Genomic DNA, 17,845 nt, shown 5'->3' with positions numbered 1-17,845 from the left:
GTGCGTTGACGCGAACCCGGGCTGTAGGCGCGACTTAGAGCCCGGTTTTGCGTGTATCCGCGCCGGGCTGCGGCCTGCGAGTCTCTGACGGTCTGTCACCATAACGAAAGGGCTCCGGGCCAACATGGCCCGGAGCCCTTTGCGCGCTGTCAGCCCAGGCGAGGGAAGCGCAGCATCCGGCGGGCGTTGGTCTCGACGATCATCTCGACCTCGTCGTCCGGAACGTCGGCCAGCACCTCAGCGGCCCGCTTGCGGCTGTTGGGCCAGTTCGAGTCCGAGTGCGGGTAGTCGATCTCCAGCGTGAGCCGGTCGACGCCGATCGTGTGGCGGTTGAGTACCCCGTGCTCATCGTCGATGAAGCAGCCCCAGAAGTGCTTCCGGAACAGGTCGCTCGGGCGCGTCTCTTTATCGATGTCCTGGTACCAGCGGTGCCGGTCCCAGGCGAAGTCGGAGCGCTCCAGGATGTAGGGCAGCCAGCCGATGCCGCCTTCGGCGAGCGAGAACTGCAGCTTCGGGAACCGCTGGAGGGCGCCGGAGAACAGCAGGTCGACGGTGCTCCACATCAGGTTGCAGCCGAACAGGATGATCGGCACCACGAACGGCACGTTCTCGGCCGCCATCTCCGGCCCCGGCGCCTTTCCGGAGAAGGAGAAGCCGGGCACGAACGAGCCGGAGCCGAAGTGCAGCGAGATCGGCACCTCGGCATCCGACGCCACCTGCCACAACGGGTCCCAGTGCCGGCTGTGGAAGGACGGCAGCCCCAGCGGCACCGGGCTGTCCGGGAAGGAGAACGTCCGGGCGCCCTTGGCGGCCGTGCGCTGTGCTTCCTTGACCGTCAGGCCGATGTCCCAGACCGGCAGGATGGCCATCGGAACGAACCGGTCGGGCGCGGTCGCGCACCACTCGTCGATGTAGAAGTCGTTCCAGGCCTGCACGCAGAGCAGCGCCAAGTCCTTGTCCTTGGCGCGGAAGAACGTGCCGCCGCCGAAGCCGGGGAAGGACGGGAAGCACAGGGCGGCCTGCACTCCGTCGAGGTCCATGTCCTTGACCCGCGCGACCGGGTCATAGCAGCCGGGGATCATGTCCTCGTAGCGGACCGGATCCATACCCCACTCCTTGGGGTCCTTCCCGGCGACGGCGTTCAGCCCGATGGTGGGGAACACGTTCCCGTCGTAGTGCCAGACGTGCTTGCCGTTCGCCTCGACGATCCTCGGCGCGGCCTCCCGGTACCGCTCCGGAATGCGGTCCTGCCAGACGCGGGGATGCTCCACGAGGTGGTCATCGACCGAGACGATCTGGTGGTGTTCTTGCAGTGGCATCGGTGCCTCCCGAGATAGCGCACAACTTTCTGACGCGCCGTACACGAAAAACTGTATATGCTGTGTGCGCTGCATCACCAGAGTCCCGGAGGATTCGCCATGACGGAGACGCGCAACGACGCGGTCGACGGTCCGGCCGACGACGAAGCCCTCGAGGCCGTAGAGCGTCCGGAGGAGGACGACTACGACCTGCTGACGTTCGGCGAAGCCGGTGCGCGGCTGGAGATCGAGATTCGATCCATGCGCCGGACGGTCGCCGAACTCGAGCGGGCGGGCAGCGTCGACGAGGCCGCGCTGGCCAGCGCCAGGGCCCGGCTGGCCGCCCTGGAAGAAGGTCAGCAGCGCAACCGGGCCCAACCGATCAACGACGAGAACTTCCAGCGCTTCTTCGGCTACGCCGGAAAGGCCCGCCGCAACACGGTGTAGGACCTCAGGCGGAGATCGCTGCGGCGCCATAGTCGCGCACCGCGGCCAGCGCGTTCTCGAGACTGTCGGCCGGTACGTGCACCAGCGCCGACGTCACTCCGGCCTTCGCGTAGTCCTGCAGCGTCTCGCGGTGCGCCGCCGGATCGGCGGGCCCGCCGGCTTCGGCCGGAGTCGGCGCTTCCAGCTGGATCTCCACCTCGTCCGGCTGGCGTCCGGCGTCCCGGAGCTGGGCGTGGAGGTCGGTGACCGCGGCGGCCAGCTCCTCGATCGAGTCGATCGGGGGCGTCCGGAGGGACGGCGCGTGCCGGCCGGCGGTGAGCATCGGAGACCAGCCGCGGCCGTAGCGCACCACGCGTCGCCGGGTCAGTGGGCTGTTGCCGCCGATCCAGAGTGGTGGATGCGGCTGCTGGAGCGGTCGTGGTCGCAGGACCTGGTCGACGGCTCGGAAGTGGCGGCCCTGGTAGGCGTAGGCGTCGCCGGACCAGGCGGTGGTGATCGCCGCGACCGCCTCGTCGAACAGCGTGTTGCGCTGGTCGAAGTCGACGCCGACGGCCGCGAACTCCGAGCGCAGGTACCCGGTCCCTGCCACGACGACGAGTCGGCCGCGGGACAGGATGTCGACAGTGGCCAGCGTCTTCGCGACCTGGAGCGGGTTGTGGTATGGCAAGACCAGCAAGTGCGTCATCAGCCGGATCCGGCTGGTCGCGGCGGCACAGAACGCGAGCGCGGCCAGCGGATCGAACGTGTCGTGCCCGCCGGCCTCGATCCACTTGCGGGACGGAGCGGGGTGCTCGCTGAACGCGATCGCGTCGAAGCCCGCGGCCTCGGCGGTGCGCGCGAATTCGGCCAGTGCGTCGGGGTCGAGGAACTCGGGCGCGTACGGGCCGCGCTCGATCGGGTACTCCACCGTGAATTTCACTGATCTCCCTTGATCGGTGTTCGGCTGCACCGATGCTCGCCGCGCAGCGTCCAGTGCGTCAACGTTTTGTCAGAACCAGCATCGAGAAACGATCTCTTTACCTGCACGAGCGAGTGACGCTAACGTCAGATAGACGGACGTTCGGAGTCGAGAGGTGGAGGCGATCCCATGAGCGGAACGGGCAACGAGGCCCCGGAGGTCGGCCGGGACGAGGTGGAGGCCGCGTTTCGGCACTACTTCCTGACCGGACCGGTCGGCGAGGACTGGGTGGCGTGGTCGCAGCTGTTCACCGAGGACGCCACCTACAACGACCACTTCTGGGGGACGTTCCACGGGCCGGCGGAGATCCAGCAGTTCCTCGAAGGCACGATGTCGTTCGCCGCGCACGTCTACTCCCCGCTCGTCTGGTACGTCATCGACGGCCGGCAGATCGTCTACAAGGTGCTGAACCGGGCCGACAACCCGGTGCCGGGCGCCCCGGCGCTGGAGTTTCCCTCGCTGCAGGTCATCCAGTACGCCGGTGACGGGAAGTGGGCCAGCGAGGACGACTGGTGGACCGTGCAGGAGATGAAGCTGTTCAACCAGCGCTACGCCGCCGCCCGGGACGAAGCCGGCGCGGAGGCCACCGATCCGCTGTCGCGGGCGGACTGGGGTCCGATCGAGTGGGCAAAGCCGCCGACCGGACACACCGCCAAGCCGTCGTGGCTGGGTAAGGACGTGCCACCGATCGGCAGCCTCCGCGAGATGACGTTCGGGACACGACACCCGCGCCCGGCCTCGACCCGCCGGGCCTGACCGGCCCCGGTACCGGACAACTCACGAGCACGAAGGGCAGGATCGGTGGACATCGACGTCGAGGTGGCGGTCGTCGGAGCGGGGCCGTGCGGGATCACGCTGGCCAACCTGCTGGGAACCTACGGGGTGCGGACGGCGGTGCTCGACCGCGAGCCCGACGTCACCCCGTACCCACGGGCGGTGGCCATCGACGACGAGTCGCTGCGCACGTTCCAGACGGCCGGCGTGATCGACGACGTGCTTCCCGACCTGATCCTCAACGCCCCGATCCGGTACCACAGCTCGACCGGTAGGCGGCTCGCGCACGTCGGGCCGAGCGGCCGTCCCTACGGCTGGCCGCGGCGCAACCTCTTCCTCCAACCGGTGACGGAAGCGTCGTTGCGCCGCGGCCTGGAGCGGTTCGACCAGGTCACCCTGTACCCGGGCGCGGAGGTCACCGGCCTGGACGTCGGGCCCGACGGGGTAGCGCTGGAGGCCAAGACCGCCGGGGGAGGGCTCGCCGTGCGGGCTCGCTACGTGGTGGGGGCCGACGGCGGGCGCAGCTTCGTCCGCGAGCGGCTCGGGATCCCCTTGGTCGGGGAGACGGCGGCGTCGCGCTGGCTGGTGATCGACGTCGCCGACGACAGCCTGCAGACGCTGTATTCGGCGGTCTACTGCGACCCCGACCGGCCGGCGATGACGATCCCGCTGCCCTACGCGCACCGGCGGTTCGAGTTCAAGCTGCTGCCCGGCGAGGACGAACAGCGGGTCGTCACCGACGAGTTCGTCACCGGCCTGCTCCGGCCGTTCTACCCCTCGTTGCCGCTGCCGACGATCCAGGGCCGGCGGGTGTACTGGCACCACTCACGGATCGCCGAGCGCTTCCGGTCCGGCCCCGTGTTCCTCGGTGGCGACGCCGCCCACCTGCAACCGCCGTTCTTCGGCCAGGGCATGAACTCCGGGATCCGGGACGCGACGAACCTGGCGTGGAAGCTGGCCGCGGTGACCGCGGGCCGGGCCGGCGAGGGTCTGCTGGACACCTACGACACCGAGCGGCGGCACCACGCGTCGGCGATGGTCTCGTTCGCCACCCGGGTCGGGCGGATGTACCAACCGCGTAATCGGGCCACCGAGATCGTCCGGGACGGGCTGTTCCGGGGTGTGCAGCGCGTGCCGGGTGCCCGGGACTACATCCTGCAGATGAAGTACAAGCCGGCGCCCCGGTACGAGCGTGGTGTCGTGGTGCCCCCGGCTCGGCCGGACGCGGCGTCGCCGGTGGGGCGCCTGCTCGGCCAGCCGTTCGTCACCGATGCCGAGGGTGCGCGACGGCGGCTCGACGACGTCCTCGGCCCGGTGTTCGCCGTGATCGGACTCGACGGGGACCCCGGTCGTGGCCTGTCCGCCGATGCCCGGACGCTACTGACGCGAATGGACGCCCGGCTCTGGCGCGTCCTGCCCGCCGCTCCAGGGCGTCGCCACGGCGTCGACCGGGATCTCGTGGACGGCACCGGCGTGCTGATCGACGACGAAGGCGGATTCCGCGACCTGCTCCTGGCCAGGCCGGCCGAGCGGATCCTCGTCGTCCGGCCGGACCGCTACGTCGCGGCGGCCTGTGGGCCGGACGCGCTGCCCGAGATCCTGACCCGCCTCGCGGCGGCACTCGACCTTCCGTACTGAGGTCGCCCTGACCACGGAGACGAGTTTGGCCGGGCTCGCGCGCGAGCCCGGCCCACTCGTGTCAGCGGGGCATGCCCAGCACGCGCTCGGCCAGGATGTTGCGCATGATGTCGGTCGTGCCCCCGGCGATCGTCGACGCGCGACTGAGCAGGTAGCCGTGGCGTGCGGCCCGGCCTACCGGGGCGGTCACGGCGTCCGGACCGAGGGCCGCCAACCGGGTCTCGCCCAGATGCGTCGACGCCAGCGACCACGCCAGCTTGATCACCGAGTGTTCCGGCCCGGGCGCGCCCCCGGCGGCGATGCGTCCGAGCGCCCGTTCGCCGAGCGCACCGAGTAGCCGGGCCTCGACCAGACGATCGGTCAGCGCCAGCCGGACACCGGACGGCAGATCGCGACCGGATAGTTCGTCGACCGCCTCGCGCACCTCCTGTTCGAGCCGGCCGGCCATCATGATCACGCCGGACCGCTCGAAGGCGAGCGTCGTCATCGTCACGGTCCAGCCGCCGTGCAGTGGCCCGAGCAGCCGCGAGTACGGAGCCCGCACCTCGTCGAAGAAGAGTTCCGCGAAACCGCCCTCACCGGTGATCTGCGTGATCGGACGGCGAGTGATGCCAGGGAGGTCGAGCGGAACGAGCAGCGCGGAGATGCCCTTGTGCGGGCGCGCGTCCGGGTCGGTGCGGACGAGCAGCAGGCAGTAGTCGGCCTCCATGCCCTCCGACGTCCAGATCTTCTGTCCGGTGACCACGAATTCCCGGTCGTCGCCCTCACCGACGAGCACCGCCTTGGTGCGCAGGGACGCCAGGTCGCTCCCGGCGCCGGGCTCGGAGAAGCCCTGGCACCAGACCTCGGTGCCGGCCTGGATCCCCGCGAGGTGCTGCTGTTGCTCGGGCGTGCCCCAGTGCATCAGGGTCGGTGCGACGTTGTTGACGCCGAGCACGCCGGCGAGTGCGGGGGCGCCGCGGACCGCCAGGACGTTGTCGCACCGCACTTGGTCGACGATGTCCAAGCCCTTGCCACCGAACTCGGTCGGCCACTGCGGTGCGATCCACCCGACCGCGTGGAGGGTGCGCTGCCAGTCCAGACGCGCGGCGAACGAGTCGTCGTCGCCCCACTTCGCGCGGTGCGCGGGAAGCAGTGCGTCTACCTGGGCCGCGAGTTCGGCGGCGGGGCCGGTGAACGTCGGCGGCTTCGCCGCGCCGGCCGCAACAGGGTCCAGGCGGGCCAGGTGGGCGTCGGCCCCGCCGAAGAACGCCGCCGAGGCGCCGGAGCGGCGGAAGTACAGGTGCGCCTCGTGCTCCCAGGTGAACCCGACGCCGCCCAGAGTCTGGATGTAGCCGTTGGACGCCTCGTGCAGTGCGCGTCCGGCCTGCAGCAGCGCGAGCGCGACCGCGTCGTCGAGTGCGTCCGGATCGGCCCCGGCGTCGTCCAGTAACGCGGTGACCGCGCGAGCGGCGGCCCGGGCCAGCTCGAGCGCGGCGAGCACGTCGGCGCAGCGGTGTTTGACGGCCTGGAACGCGCCGATCGGCCGGCCGAACTGCTCCCGGTCGGCGGCGTAGGAGACCGCACCGGCCAGGCAGTGCGCGACGGCGCCGACGAGCTCATTGGCGAGGGCGGCGCCACCGGCGACCCGGCTGCGGCGCTCGGCGGCCACCGCGGTCTCACCCGCGGCCAGCACGGTGGCGAGAGCGCCCCGCAGGATGAGCGTGCCGGTCGGTCGGGTGAGGTCCAGTCCGTCGTGTCGCTGGACCGTGACGCCCTCGGCGTTCGTCTCGACGGCGACCAGCAGCGGCCCCTCGCCGGACGTGGCGAGCAGAATCACGGTGTCGGCTTCGGGAGTCAGTAGCAGGTCGCGGCCGCCGGTCACGAGGACCGTGTTGCCCTGGGCGCCCGCGCCGTCGGTCCTGGCCTCGACCGGCTCGGCGGTCTCGTCCGCCCAAGCGACGGTGGCGATCGTCGCGCCGGTGACCAGGCCGGTGCGCAGCCGTGCCGCGTCGGTGCCGCTGCGCTGTTCGAGGGCGCCGAGCGCGCCGGCCACGCCGACGGCGGGGGTCGGGGCGAGCACGGCGCCGGCGGCCTCGAGCGCGACGCCGAGGTCGCTCCAGGTTCCGCCGGAGCCACCCAGGTCCTCCGGCACGGGGAGGCCGGGGACACCCAGCTCCGTGAGCGTCGCCCACAGCGGGCGTTCGGTCACCGAGGCGGGATCGCTGATCCTCTTCTGCCGCTCGTCGCTGGTCCACTGGCGAGCCAGTGCGCGCCGGACGGCGTCAGCGAGGGCGGCCTGCTCGTCGTTGTCCGCGACGCCAACCTCGATGTTCATCGTCGGTAACCTCCGGCCTAGTTGTATGGGGTGTCAGACCGGACGCCGACCGCGTCACACCACGGAAGCCCGGCAGGCATGATCGTGGCATACACTGCGTCAGAAAATCACCCCGAACCCCGGGTCTAAGCATAGACTGACTGTCAGAAACTAGTCCCGCCGCTGAAGGGCCAATGATGACCGAAGAGCGCGCCGCGACGCCGTACCGGAGTATCTGGACCCACCTGCGAACCGTGGAGTTCCGCCAGGGTTTCCTGGACGCCGCCGGCGTCCGCACCCGGTTCGTCGAGGCCGGGAACCCGGCGGCACCGCCGGTGGTGTTACTCCACGGCACCGGCGGTCACTGGGAGACGTTCGCGCCCAACCTCGGGCCGCTGGCCGAGCACTTCCACTGCGTGGCGATCGACATGGTCGGCAACGGGTTCTCGGCCAAGCCGGACTACGACTACGAGATCCAGGAGTATCTCGCGCAGGTGGTCGCGGTGCTCGACCACTTCGAGATGGAGCGCGCCGCCGTCGTCGGCATGTCGCTGGGTGCCTGGGTGGCCGCGAAGCTGGCAGTCGACCACCCGGCGCGGGTCGAGCGGTTGATCCTGATGTCCCCGGCCGGCCTCCTCGCCACCGCGTCGAACATGGCCCGGATCCGCGCCGAGCGCACCCGGGCGGTCGAGAACCCCGACTGGGACTCGATCAAGGCGATGTTCGACCACCTCATCGCGGACGAGCGCAACCGGATCCCGGACGTCATCGCACTCCGGCAGGCCATCTACCGGCTCCCGGACACCCGGGCCACGATCGACCACCTGCTGATCCTCCAGGACGAGCAGGCCAGGGAGCGCAACCTCATCCCCGAGGCGGACTGGAAGGCGATCGCGGCGCCCACGCTGGTCGTGGCGTCCGGCCGCGACCACGGCGAGTACCAGAGCACCGCGCGCCGGGTCGCCGAGCTCATCCCCGACGCGAGTGTCCTGGAGATGCCGGAGACCAAACACTGGCCGCACTTCGAGGACCCCGACGTGTTCAACGCGGCCGCGCTGGACTTCCTGCGCCGGGAGGTGTGATGGAGCCCGAGGTGATCGCCGAGCTGGCCCGGAGGTTGGACGCCGCCGAACGCGACCGGACGCCGATCCGCCAGCTCTCCCTGCAGCACCCGGAGATGACGATCGCGGACGCCTACGCCGTGCAGCACGAGTGGGTCGCGGCCAAACTCGCGGCCGGACGGGTGCTGCGCGGTCGCAAGATCGGCCTGACGTCGCGGGCGATGCAGCAGGCCGTCTCGATCACCGAGCCGGACTACGGCGCGCTCTTCGACGATATGTTCTTCGAGGACTCCGCGACCGTGCCGTACGACCGGTTCATCCGTCCGCGGGTCGAGGTCGAGCTGGCGTTCGTGCTCGGCACGACCCTCAAGGGGCCGGGTGTCACGCTGTTCGACGTCCTCCGCGCCACCGAGTACGTGACCCCGGCGCTGGAGATCCTCGACGCCCGAGTGCAGATGTCGGATCCGGAGACCGGGCACCTGCGAACGATCGTCGACACGATCGCCGACAACGCGGCCGACGCCGGGCTGGTCCTCGGTGGCCGGCCGGTGCGGCCGATGGACGTCGACCTGCGCTGGGTCAGCGCGTTGCTCTACCGCAATGGTGTGATCGAGGAGTCCGGTGTGGCCGCGGCCGTACTCAACCACCCCGGGAACGGGGTGGCCTGGCTGGCCAACCGGCTCGCCCCGTACGGCGTCGGACTGGAACCCGGTCACGTCATCCTCGCCGGGTCCTTCACGCGGCCCGTGCACGCCGAGGACGGTGACGTATTCCTTGCCGACTACGGGCCGCTCGGCACGGTGGGCTGCCGGTTCGCGCGAACCGCCCCTCGAGCTCGGGGCGCGTCGTGAGTCTGACGGCCGCCTTCCGTGGCCCGGAGCCCCTGATCGGTATGTGGGTCGCCTCCGGCAGCGCCTACAACGCGGAGATCTGCGCCGGCGGCGGCCTCGACTGGCTCCTGATCGACTGCGAGCACGCGCCGAACGTTCTCACCACGGTGCTGCCCCAGCTGCAGGCCGTCGCGCCGTACCCGGTCGAGGTGATGGTGCGCGTTCCGGTCGCCGACCCGGTCGTCATCAAACAATTCCTGGACGCCGGCGTGACCAACCTGATGGTGCCGATGATCGAGTCGGCGGACGACGCCCGCGCGGTCGTCGCCGCGACCCGCTACCCGCCGCACGGCGTTCGCGGGGTGGGTGCCGCGTTCGCGCGTGCCTCCCGCTGGGGTCGCGTCCCGGACTACCTCGCCACCGCCGACCAGGGGCTCTGCGTCGTCGTGCAGGTCGAATCGCGGGCCGGCCTGGATGCCCTCGACGACGTCGTCGCGGTGGACGGCGTGGACGGCGTGTTCCTCGGACCGGCCGACCTCGCCGCCTCGCTCGGCCACCTGGGGCGCCCCGATCATCCCGACGTCGTCGCGGCGATCGAGAAGGCGATCACCACCGTGGCCGGCCGCGGTAAGGCCGTCGGCGTCAACGCGTTCGCCGAGCCCCTCGCGCGCCGGTACCTGGGCCTCGGCGCCCGGTTCGTGCTCGTCGGCGCGGACGTCGTCCTGCTGGCCCGGGGCAGCGAAGAGCTCGCGGCCCGCTACCTGAAGGATCGCTGATGGATCTCGACTTCACCCCGGAGCAACACCAGTTCCGGGACGAGGTGCGCACCTGGCTCGCCGAGCACGCGCCGTCCGAACCGCGCCCGCACGATGCGGCGGCCATGCGCGAGTACGACCTGGCCTGGCAGCGGGCACAGTGGGAGGGCGGCTGGGCGGGTATCGCCTGGCCGAAGGAGTACGGCGGCAGCGGCCTGAGCACGGTGCAGCAACTGATCTGGTACGAGGAGTACGCGCGGGCCGGGCTCCCGGCCATCGATGCGTGTTTCGTCGGCCTCAACCACGCCGGCCCGACGCTCATCGCGCGGGCCGACGAGGAACAGAAGTCCTCTCACCTGCCTCGCATCCTGCGCGGCGAGGTCGTGTGGTGCCAGGGCTTCTCGGAGCCGGAGGCCGGCTCCGACCTCGCCGCGCTCTCCACGCGCGGTGAGGTCGACGGCGATGAACTCGTGGTCACCGGCCAGAAGATCTGGACCAGCTTCGCGAACATCGCCGACTATCAGGAGCTGCTGGTCCGGACCGATCGTGAGGGCTCCAAGCACCACGGCATCACCTGGGTGATCGCCGACATGCGCAGCCCCGGGATCGAGGTCCGGCCGATCGAGACGATCGACGGCGGCGCGGAGTTCTGCGAGGTCTTCTACGACAACGTCCGGATCCCGCTGTCCAACGTGGTCGGGCAGCGCGACGACGGGTGGCAGGTCGCGATGTCGACGCTGTCGTTCGAGCGGGGCACCGCCTACACGGCCAGCCAGGTGCGGCTGTCGAAGGTCGTCGAGAACCTCGTCCAGCTCGCGGGTGAGCGCACCGGCCCGAACGGCCGCCCGATCATCACCGACGACGAAGTGGCGCGGCGGCTGGCCACGGCGCGCGCCGAGGTGGCGTCGCTGCGAGCGATGACGTACGCGGGCATCTGTCGCAACCTGCGCTCGGCGACTCCGGGGCCGGAAGGCTCGATGCTCAAGCTCTACTACTCCGACATCGCCAAGCGCGTCGCCCGGCTGGCGATGGACGTGCTGGGGCCGGACGGCCTGCACTTCGTCAGCCGCTGGGTCCCGGGCGGCTGGTCGGGCAACTACTTCTACTCGTTCTCCGCCTCCATCGGGGGCGGCACCTCGGAGATCCAGCGCAACATCATCGGCGAGCGCGTCCTGGGCCTGCCCCGCTGACCCTCGACCGTTTCGGAAGGACATCCCGTGGATCTACTGCCCTCCGCCGAGCAGCTCGAACTGACGAGCGCCGCCGCCGAATTCTTCGCCGAGCAGATTCCGATCAGCACGATCCGGGAACGGCGCGACGAGCCGACCGCGATCGCGGCCAAGCTCTGGGCCGCGGGCGCCGAACTCGGCCTGCTCGGGTTGTCCGCGCCGGAGGCCGTCGGTGGCGCTGGCCGCGACCTCCCCGACGAGGCGCTGCTGTTCCGCGAGGTGGGGCGCGCGCTCGTTCCCGGGCCGTTCGTCACCACCGTGCTGGGGGCCCGCCTCGCGGCGTCGACCGGCGACCACGAACTGGCCACGGGCATCGTCGAGGGGCGCTGCACGGTGGCCGCCGGCCTGCTGGACGCCGCCCGGCTGACCCCCGAGCGCCTCTCCGGCCGGGTCCGCGTGGTCGACCCCGGCGGCACCGGCTACGTCCTCGTCGTCGGTGCGGACGGTGCCGGGCTGGTCGAGACGGCCGCGCTCACCGATCTGCGTCCGCTGGAGTCCATCGATCCCGGCTCACGGCTGGCCGACGCGACCGCCGACGACACGCCGGTGACCTGCTGGGTCGCCGCGAGCGACGACCCGATCCGGCTGCGGGGCGCGGTGCTCACCGCCGCGCAACTCGTCGGCATCGCCGAGGCCACCCGGGATCTGTCCACCGAGCATGCCAAGACGCGGGTGCAGTTCGGTCGGCCGATCGGCGTCCACCAGGCGGTGAAGCACCGCTGCGCGGACATGGCGGTTTATGCCGACGCCGCACTGCAGCAGACGCTGTTCGCCGCGGTCTGCCTCGCCACCGGCCGGGCCGACGCCACGTTCCAGGTGCTCGCCGCGAAGGTGGTCGCCGGACGCGCGGCGATCGACAACGCCGCCGAGTGCATCCAGATCCACGGTGGGATGGGCTACACCTACGAACACGACGCGCACCTCTACTTGAAACGCGCGCACGTCCTCGACCAGCTCTTCGGATCCCGGACCGACCATCTCACGCCCCTGCTGGCCGAGGCGGCCGCGCAGTGAGGACTGGGAGCGCTGGGAGCGCGGTCATCGCGGGCGTCGCGCTCGCCGATCCGATGAAGGTCGCCACGAACCCGTACGGTCTGGTCGCGCAGGCCTCACTGCGGGCACTGGCCGACGCCGGCCTCAGCCCCGCCGAGGTGGACGGGCTTGCGTCCACCTCGCTCGGGACGCTGGCGCCGATCGAGGTGGGGGAGTATCTGGGCCTGCGGCCCCGATGGATCGACTCGACCGCGGTCGGCGGCGCCTCCTGGGAGGTGATGATCGCCCACGCGGCGGACGCGATCACCGCCGGCCACGCGGACGTCGTCCTGGTCACGTACGGCTCCACTGCGAAGTCCGACCTGCGTCGCGGACTGCGGACCGCGAACCTCAACTGGGGCTCGCGCGGGCCGCTGCAGTGGGAAGCCCCGTACGGGCACACGCTGATCGCGAAGTACGCGATGGCCGCCCGGCGTCATATGCACGAGTTCGGCACCACGATCGAGCAGCTCGCCGAGGTCGCGGTGTCGGCGCGGGCGAACGCGAAGGACAACCTGGAGGCCGCCTACCGCGACCCGATCACGGTGGACGAGGTGCTGTCCGGGCGGATGATCGCCGACCCGTTCACGAAGCTGCACTGCTGCCTGCGCTCCGACGGCGGCGCCGCCGCGGTGCTGGTCTCCGCCGAGCGCGCCCGCGACCTGCCGGGTCGGCCGGTCCACGTGCTCGGCACCGGGGAGAGCGTCTCGCACGTGTCCACGAGCCAGTGGGGCGACCTGACGTCCGGACCCGCCGCGGTCTCCGGTCGGCTGGCGTTCGAGCGCGCTGGTGTGCGTCCGGAGGACATCGACGTCTGCGAGATCTACGACGCGTTCACGTACATGCTGCTGATGACGCTGGAGGATCTGGGGTTCTGCAAGAAGGGCGAGGGCGGTCCGTTCGTCGCCGACGGTCGGCTCCGACTGGGCGGTGCGCTGCCGACCAACACCGACGGCGGCGGGCTCTCGGCGTGCCACCCCGGGCAGCGCGGTCTGTTCCTGGTGGTCGAGGCCGTGCGGCAGTTGCGCGGCGAGGCCGGTCCGCGGCAGGTCCCGGACGCGAAGCTGGCGTGCGTCAGCGGCACCGGGGGCTGGTTCTGTTCCAGCGGGACGTTGATCCTCGGCGCCGAGGCACCATGACGGCCTCGATCGACGACCTGCTGCGTGCGGCGGCCGGCCGGCACGGAGACCGGGAGGCCTACGTCGAGCCGGGCGGGGAGCGGCTCACGTTCGCCGAGTGGGACACCCGGTCCGATGCCTTGGCGGCCGCGTTGGTCGCCGGCGGCATTTCGACCGGCGACGTCGTGGCGTTGATGCTGCCGTCCGGTATCGACTACGCGATCTGCTACGCCGCTGTCGCCCGACTCGGCGCCGTCGCGACCGGCCTCAACGCGCGGCTCGGACCGCGCGAGGTGACCGCGATCCTCGACCGGGCGCGGCCCGCGCTGATCGTTCACGACCCGGTGAACGGGCCGCCGCTGCCGCGGATCGGTATGCCGGTCCTCACCCGGAACGAGCTGGCGGACCTGTACTCGCGCCCGGCACCGGGCAGTAGGCGCACCCCGCCGGATCCGTCGGCGCCGGTCGTCATCATCTGGACCAGCGGGACGACCGGCACGCCCAAGGGCGCGTGGTTCGACGTCCGCAATCTGTTGGCCTCCGCCGGGTCCTCCGGCGTGATGAGCGCGCCCGGCGACCGCCGGCTGGTGGCCACCCCGTTCGCCCATGCCGGGTACATGGCCAAGCTGGCCGATCAACTCGTCTGGGGCATCACGCTGGTCATCTCCCCGGTGCCTTGGTCGGCGGCCGGGATGGCGCGCATCATGCGGGAAGAACGGATCACGGTGGTCGGTGGCGTGCCGACGCAGTGGGCGAAGCTCCTGGACGAGCCGGACGCCACGCGCCTACCCGACCTGCGGGTCGGGATCGCCGCCACCGCTCCCGCGCCGCCCGACCTGGTCGAGGCGGTGGCCGCACGCCTCGGCGTCCCGCTGGTCGTGCGCTATGCGATGACGGAGTCGCCGACGATCTGCGGCACCGAGCCGTCCGATCCACCGGAGGTGCAGTTCCGCACGGTCGGGCGACCACAACTCGGCATGGAGGTGGCGGTGACGGATCCCGATGGGCGCCCCGTCCCGCCGGGCGAGGTCGGCCGGATCCGGGTCCGCGGTGGCTGCGTGATGCGCGGCTACTGGCGCGACCCGGAACGGACCGCCGCCGCACTCACCGACGACGGATGGCTGCTCAGCGGCGACCTCGGGCGGTTCGACGTCGAGGGCAACCTCATCCTGGTGGGCCGGGCCGGTGACCTGTACATCCGCGGTGGGTACAACGTCCACCCGGTCGAGGTGGAGAACACGCTCGCCGAGCACCCCGGCGTCCGTCGTGCCGCGGTGGTGGGGCGGCCGACACCGGTGATCGGCGAGATCGGCGTCGCCTACGTGGTCCCCGCCGACCCGGCCGCGCCACCGACGCTGGCCGAGCTACGGACGTGGACCCGTGACCGGCTGGCCGACTACAAGGCCCCGGACGAGCTCGTGCTCGTCGACGACCTGCCGGTCACCGCGATGCTCAAGCTCGACCGGGCCGCCCTGCGCGTCCGCTCAGCGGCTGACCGCGTCCCGGCACCGGTCGACCAGCAGCGCGGCTAACTCCGCCGGGGCGCTGACCATCGCGTCGTGGCCGGTGTCGAGTTCGACCACCTCGTCGACCCCGCCTAGAGCCTCGATCGATTTGCGCTGCGCGGCCGGGGTCTGGGCCCGATCGCGCAGCGTCAGGATCCAAGTGCGCGGGATCTCCCGGGGCAGGTCGGCCCGGGACACCTTCTGCGCCGGGATGCGGCTGGAGTCTCCGTAGAGCCGATCGAGGACGAACCGCCGCTGCTCGGGCGTCATGCCGTTGCAGAACGACCGCCGGGCAAGCAACATGGGCATCGGCGGGGCCGGGACGCCTCGCCGGGCCGCACGGGCCGCGTACCAATGCAGCGGGCCGGTCAGCGTGTCGAGGATCGAACGACCCTCGGGTGGCACCGAGGCGCCGAGCAGGATCATCCGGCGGACCCGCTGCGCACCGAGCCGCGCGACCGCGCCGGGCACCGTGATGCCGGCCATCGAGTGCCCGACCACGACCACCTCGTCCAGCCCGGCGGCGTCGATCTGCTCGACGACGCTGTCCATCCAGTCGGCCAGGTCGACGGTGGCCAGATCGGCGGGAGTGCCCCGGCGTCCAGGGAGGTCGACCGCGAGGACCGGTGTGTCCGGCGAGTGGCGCTGGATCTCCTCGACGGTCGGTTCCCAGCAGTCCCCGGCGTGTTGCGCTCCATGGACGAGGACGAGTGCCGTCGGTCTCATCGAGGCTCCAATCTGACGATGTGTTCTGACCATAAGCTGCTTATAAGCATTCATCGCAGAGGTAATCTGACGCTGTATACATCTGACCCGAAGGAGTGTGGATGGACGTCAACGGAGCATCGGCGATCGTCACCGGGGGAGCGGGTGGCCTCGGAGAGGCCACCGTCCGCCGGCTCGTCGCGGCAGGAGCGACCGTGGTGATCGCGGACCTGGCCGACGACCGCGGCAAGGCGCTCGCCGACGAGCTCGGCCCGGCCGCGCGGTACCTGAGCACCGACGTGCTGGACGAGGAGAGCGTGCTGGCGGCAATCGCGGCCGCGAACGAGGCCGGCCCGCTGCGGGTCCTCGTCAACGCGCACGGCGGATCGAGCGGCGGCGCCTCCCGCGTCGTGGGGCGCGACGGCTCGCCGACTCCGCTCGATTCGTTCACCTGGTACCTCAACCTGTTCCTGACCGGCACGTACAACACGCTGCGGCTGGCGGCGGCCGCGATGGCGAAGAACGACCCGGACGACGGCGGCGCGCGCGGTGTCGTCGTGAACACGGCGAGCATCGCCGCCTACGAGGGCCAGATCGGACAGACCGCGTACTCCGCGGCGAAGGGTGGGGTGGTCGGGCTGACGCTGCCGGCGGCCCGTGACCTGAGCCCGCTCGGCATCCGGGTGGTCGCGATCGCCCCGGGGACGTTCTTCACGCCGGCGTTCCGGATGGAGCGCGAGGAGGCCGAGCAGCGTTGGGGGAGCGGTGTGCCGTTCCCGAAGCGGATGGGCAGCCCGTCGGAGTACGCGGAGCTCGTCCACAGCATCGTGATCAACGACTACCTCAACGGCGAGATCATCCGCCTGGACGGTGCTCTGCGTTTCACCCCGAAATAGGAGGACGACCTCAGCCGGTGGCAGCGCCGGCTGAGGCCTTCTCCGTGTCGTCGACCGCATCGCCGTTGATCGAGAAGCCGCCGTCGGCGGTGAGCGTCGAGCCGGTGACGAACGCTGCCTGGTCGGATGCCAGGTACGCCACGGCGTAGGCGATGTCCATCGGGTTGCCGATCCGCGTCAGCCGGCCGCCGCCGGTGTGGTGCCCGGAGTCACCGCGCCCGGCGACCACACGACCGACCAGCACGGTGTTCGCCCGGATGCCGGAGGCCGCGCCCTCCACCGCCAGCGTGCGGGTGAGCGCGCCGACGCCGGCCTTCGCCGCGCCGTACGGGCCGAAACCCTTGAAGCCAGCGATCGCCTGACCGGACGAGATGTTGACGATCGACGCGCCGGACGCCGATGCCAGGTGCGGCCACGCGTACTTGGACGCCCAGAACACGTTCCCGGTCAGCGTGCCGGTGAGGATCCGGTTCCACTCCTCGGTGCTGTACTCCGCCAGCGGCTTGATCGTGCTCGCGACGACCTCGGTCGGTGCGGCGTTGTTGATCAGCGTGGTGAGGCCGCCGAACCGGCCGACCGTCTCGGCGATCACGTCCCGGACGCTGTCCTCGTCGGTGACGTCGAGCGCGGCGAACTCCGCCGTGCCGCCGGCTTCCCGGATTCGCGCGACCACCTTCTCGCCCTTGGCCACCGTCCGCCCGGTCACCATCACCGCGGCGCCCTCGGCCGCCAGCTGCTCGGCGATCGACCGGCCGATCCCCCGGGTCGAACCGGAGACCAGCGCGATCTTGCCCGCCATGGTTCCGCTCATACGCGCCACCTCATCGTGTCGGAGTCGTGTCCGGAGGGCAGCGTGTCATCGCCAGCGAAACCGTGTCAACGATCAACTCTGACAGTAGCGTTACCAAGTCCTTCGCTACTACGGCGGGTTTACGTCGCTAAGTCGATCGTAGAATCTGACGCATACGACACCTAGGGGGCGCTCCAGTAGTCGCGGTTGGTGAGGATCCGCCCGGCGCGGAGCGTGCCGACCGAGGCGCCGCGCAGTCCCATCGGCTCCATGACCCACTCGATCACGTACTCGTCCTGGTGCGTCAGGCTGTGCACCGCGACGTATCGGGCGCCGGGGGCCTTCTCGTAAGCGCGCTCGACGAACGCGCGAGCCTCGTCGAGCCCGTGGGCCCGGTGTCCGGTGGGCATGTCCTCGAATTCGACCTCCGGATCGAAACAGGCGACGACGGCGTGCGGGTCGCCGCTGGTCCAGGCGTCGAAGTACGTCGTGACCCAGGTATCCATGGATGGT

At 71.0% G+C, this 17,845-nt stretch carries 17 protein-coding genes; 11 read left to right on the top strand and 6 right to left on the bottom strand.

What is annotated here, in order from left to right:
- Positions 1-149: 149 nt before the first annotated feature.
- Entirely contained in the window at positions 150-1,319 is a 1,170-nt protein-coding gene (locus BUB75_RS13320; protein ID WP_073256589.1) for an amidohydrolase family protein, read from the bottom strand.
- A gap of 99 nt (positions 1,320-1,418) precedes the next feature.
- Here BUB75_RS13320 and BUB75_RS13315 point away from each other — a divergent pair, with 99 nt between their 5' ends.
- On the top strand, positions 1,419-1,745 hold the full coding sequence (locus tag BUB75_RS13315; RefSeq protein WP_143175171.1) for an acyl-CoA synthase: 327 nt from the start codon (positions 1,419-1,421) through the stop codon (positions 1,743-1,745).
- Positions 1,746-1,749: 4 nt separating this feature from the next.
- On the opposite strand, the gene BUB75_RS13310 is transcribed toward BUB75_RS13315, so the two are convergent.
- Entirely contained in the window at positions 1,750-2,664 is a 915-nt protein-coding gene (locus BUB75_RS13310; RefSeq protein WP_073256586.1) for a TIGR03619 family F420-dependent LLM class oxidoreductase, read from the bottom strand.
- A gap of 168 nt (positions 2,665-2,832) precedes the next feature.
- Between BUB75_RS13310 and BUB75_RS13305 the strand changes: the two genes are divergently transcribed.
- Positions 2,833-3,459, top strand: coding sequence for a nuclear transport factor 2 family protein (locus BUB75_RS13305; RefSeq protein ID WP_073256583.1), 627 nt, complete (start codon positions 2,833-2,835; stop codon positions 3,457-3,459).
- Positions 3,460-3,504: 45 nt separating this feature from the next.
- Positions 3,505-5,115 carry a bifunctional 3-(3-hydroxy-phenyl)propionate/3-hydroxycinnamic acid hydroxylase gene (locus BUB75_RS13300; protein WP_073256580.1) on the top strand — a complete coding sequence of 537 codons (1,611 nt, stop codon included), beginning with the start codon at positions 3,505-3,507 and terminating at the stop codon, positions 5,113-5,115.
- 61 nt (positions 5,116-5,176) lie between these two features.
- Here the strand turns inward: BUB75_RS13300 and BUB75_RS13295 are convergent, their stop codons facing one another.
- Positions 5,177-7,432 carry an acyl-CoA dehydrogenase family protein gene (locus tag BUB75_RS13295; protein WP_073256577.1) on the bottom strand — a complete coding sequence of 752 codons (2,256 nt, stop codon included), beginning with the start codon at positions 7,430-7,432 and terminating at the stop codon, positions 5,177-5,179.
- A 176-nt stretch (positions 7,433-7,608) separates the two neighbouring features.
- Between BUB75_RS13295 and BUB75_RS13290 the strand changes: the two genes are divergently transcribed.
- The 7 genes from BUB75_RS13290 to BUB75_RS13260 are packed head-to-tail and all read left to right on the top strand — an operon-like array spanning position 7,609 to position 14,968.
- The gene (locus tag BUB75_RS13290; RefSeq protein WP_143175170.1) at positions 7,609-8,493 is read left to right on the top strand and encodes an alpha/beta fold hydrolase; all 885 of its coding nucleotides are present in this window, start codon (positions 7,609-7,611) and stop codon (positions 8,491-8,493) included.
- Positions 8,493-9,323 (top strand): 2-oxo-hept-4-ene-1,7-dioate hydratase, encoded by an 831-nt coding sequence (gene hpaH / locus BUB75_RS13285; protein WP_073256571.1) that lies wholly within the window; start codon positions 8,493-8,495, stop codon positions 9,321-9,323. Before BUB75_RS13290 ends, hpaH begins: the two co-directional genes overlap by 1 nt.
- 41 nt (positions 9,324-9,364) lie before the next feature.
- On the top strand, positions 9,365-10,078 hold the full coding sequence (locus BUB75_RS13280; RefSeq protein ID WP_073256567.1) for an aldolase/citrate lyase family protein: 714 nt from the start codon (positions 9,365-9,367) through the stop codon (positions 10,076-10,078).
- Positions 10,078-11,247: an acyl-CoA dehydrogenase family protein gene (locus BUB75_RS13275; RefSeq protein ID WP_073256563.1), complete on the top strand. Its 1,170-nt coding sequence runs from the start codon at positions 10,078-10,080 to the stop codon at positions 11,245-11,247. The genes BUB75_RS13280 and BUB75_RS13275 overlap by 1 nt, the downstream gene beginning before the upstream one ends.
- Positions 11,248-11,274: 27 nt before the next feature.
- On the top strand, positions 11,275-12,300 hold the full coding sequence (locus BUB75_RS13270; protein WP_073256561.1) for an acyl-CoA dehydrogenase family protein: 1,026 nt from the start codon (positions 11,275-11,277) through the stop codon (positions 12,298-12,300).
- 53 nt (positions 12,301-12,353) lie between these two features.
- A complete protein-coding gene (locus BUB75_RS13265; RefSeq protein WP_073257216.1) occupies positions 12,354-13,457 on the top strand; it encodes an acetyl-CoA acetyltransferase in 1,104 nt (367 codons plus the stop codon).
- On the top strand, positions 13,454-14,968 hold the full coding sequence (locus BUB75_RS13260) for a class I adenylate-forming enzyme family protein (protein WP_073256558.1): 1,515 nt from the start codon (positions 13,454-13,456) through the stop codon (positions 14,966-14,968). Before BUB75_RS13265 ends, BUB75_RS13260 begins: the two co-directional genes overlap by 4 nt.
- Here BUB75_RS13260 and BUB75_RS13255 read toward each other — a convergent pair.
- Positions 14,921-15,667: an alpha/beta fold hydrolase gene (locus BUB75_RS13255; protein WP_073256555.1), complete on the bottom strand. Its 747-nt coding sequence runs from the start codon at positions 15,665-15,667 to the stop codon at positions 14,921-14,923. The genes BUB75_RS13260 and BUB75_RS13255 overlap by 48 nt on opposite strands.
- Before the next feature lie 101 nt (positions 15,668-15,768).
- Here BUB75_RS13255 and BUB75_RS13250 point away from each other — a divergent pair, with 101 nt between their 5' ends.
- Positions 15,769-16,542: an SDR family NAD(P)-dependent oxidoreductase gene (locus BUB75_RS13250; RefSeq protein ID WP_073256552.1), complete on the top strand. Its 774-nt coding sequence runs from the start codon at positions 15,769-15,771 to the stop codon at positions 16,540-16,542.
- A gap of 10 nt (positions 16,543-16,552) precedes the next feature.
- Here BUB75_RS13250 and BUB75_RS13245 read toward each other — a convergent pair whose 3' ends face one another.
- Positions 16,553-17,353, bottom strand: a complete 801-nt coding sequence (locus tag BUB75_RS13245) for an SDR family NAD(P)-dependent oxidoreductase (RefSeq protein WP_073256549.1) — start codon at positions 17,351-17,353, stop codon at positions 16,553-16,555.
- Positions 17,354-17,514: 161 nt separating this feature from the next.
- Positions 17,515-17,838, bottom strand: a complete 324-nt coding sequence (locus BUB75_RS13240) for a nuclear transport factor 2 family protein (RefSeq protein ID WP_073256546.1) — start codon at positions 17,836-17,838, stop codon at positions 17,515-17,517.
- Positions 17,839-17,845: the final 7 nt, after the last annotated feature.

The organism is Cryptosporangium aurantiacum, from assembly GCF_900143005.1.
Classification (GTDB): domain Bacteria; phylum Actinomycetota; class Actinomycetes; order Mycobacteriales; family Cryptosporangiaceae; genus Cryptosporangium; species Cryptosporangium aurantiacum.
This window is presented reverse-complemented; position numbering and strand designations above follow the sequence as displayed.

Excerpts from the sequence above, each read along its gene's own strand:
- BUB75_RS13320 (WP_073256589.1), bottom strand. The coding sequence starts at position 1,319 with ATGCCACTGCAAGAACACCACCAGATCGTCTCGGTCGATGACCACCTC.
- BUB75_RS13315 (WP_143175171.1), top strand. The coding sequence starts at position 1,419 with ATGACGGAGACGCGCAACGACGCGGTCGACGGTCCGGCCGACGACGAA.
- BUB75_RS13305 (WP_073256583.1), top strand. The coding sequence starts at position 2,833 with ATGAGCGGAACGGGCAACGAGGCCCCGGAGGTCGGCCGGGACGAGGTG.
- BUB75_RS13295 (WP_073256577.1), bottom strand. The coding sequence starts at position 7,432 with ATGAACATCGAGGTTGGCGTCGCGGACAACGACGAGCAGGCCGCCCTC.
- BUB75_RS13290 (WP_143175170.1), top strand. The coding sequence starts at position 7,609 with ATGACCGAAGAGCGCGCCGCGACGCCGTACCGGAGTATCTGGACCCAC.
- hpaH (WP_073256571.1), top strand. The coding sequence starts at position 8,493 with ATGGAGCCCGAGGTGATCGCCGAGCTGGCCCGGAGGTTGGACGCCGCC.
- BUB75_RS13280 (WP_073256567.1), top strand. The coding sequence starts at position 9,365 with ATGTGGGTCGCCTCCGGCAGCGCCTACAACGCGGAGATCTGCGCCGGC.
- BUB75_RS13275 (WP_073256563.1), top strand. The coding sequence starts at position 10,078 with ATGGATCTCGACTTCACCCCGGAGCAACACCAGTTCCGGGACGAGGTG.
- BUB75_RS13265 (WP_073257216.1), top strand. The coding sequence starts at position 12,354 with ATGAAGGTCGCCACGAACCCGTACGGTCTGGTCGCGCAGGCCTCACTG.
- BUB75_RS13260 (WP_073256558.1), top strand. The coding sequence starts at position 13,454 with ATGACGGCCTCGATCGACGACCTGCTGCGTGCGGCGGCCGGCCGGCAC.
- BUB75_RS13255 (WP_073256555.1), bottom strand. The coding sequence starts at position 15,667 with ATGAGACCGACGGCACTCGTCCTCGTCCATGGAGCGCAACACGCCGGG.
- BUB75_RS13250 (WP_073256552.1), top strand. The coding sequence starts at position 15,769 with ATGGACGTCAACGGAGCATCGGCGATCGTCACCGGGGGAGCGGGTGGC.
- BUB75_RS13245 (WP_073256549.1), bottom strand. The coding sequence starts at position 17,353 with ATGAGCGGAACCATGGCGGGCAAGATCGCGCTGGTCTCCGGTTCGACC.
- BUB75_RS13240 (WP_073256546.1), bottom strand. The coding sequence starts at position 17,838 with ATGGATACCTGGGTCACGACGTACTTCGACGCCTGGACCAGCGGCGAC.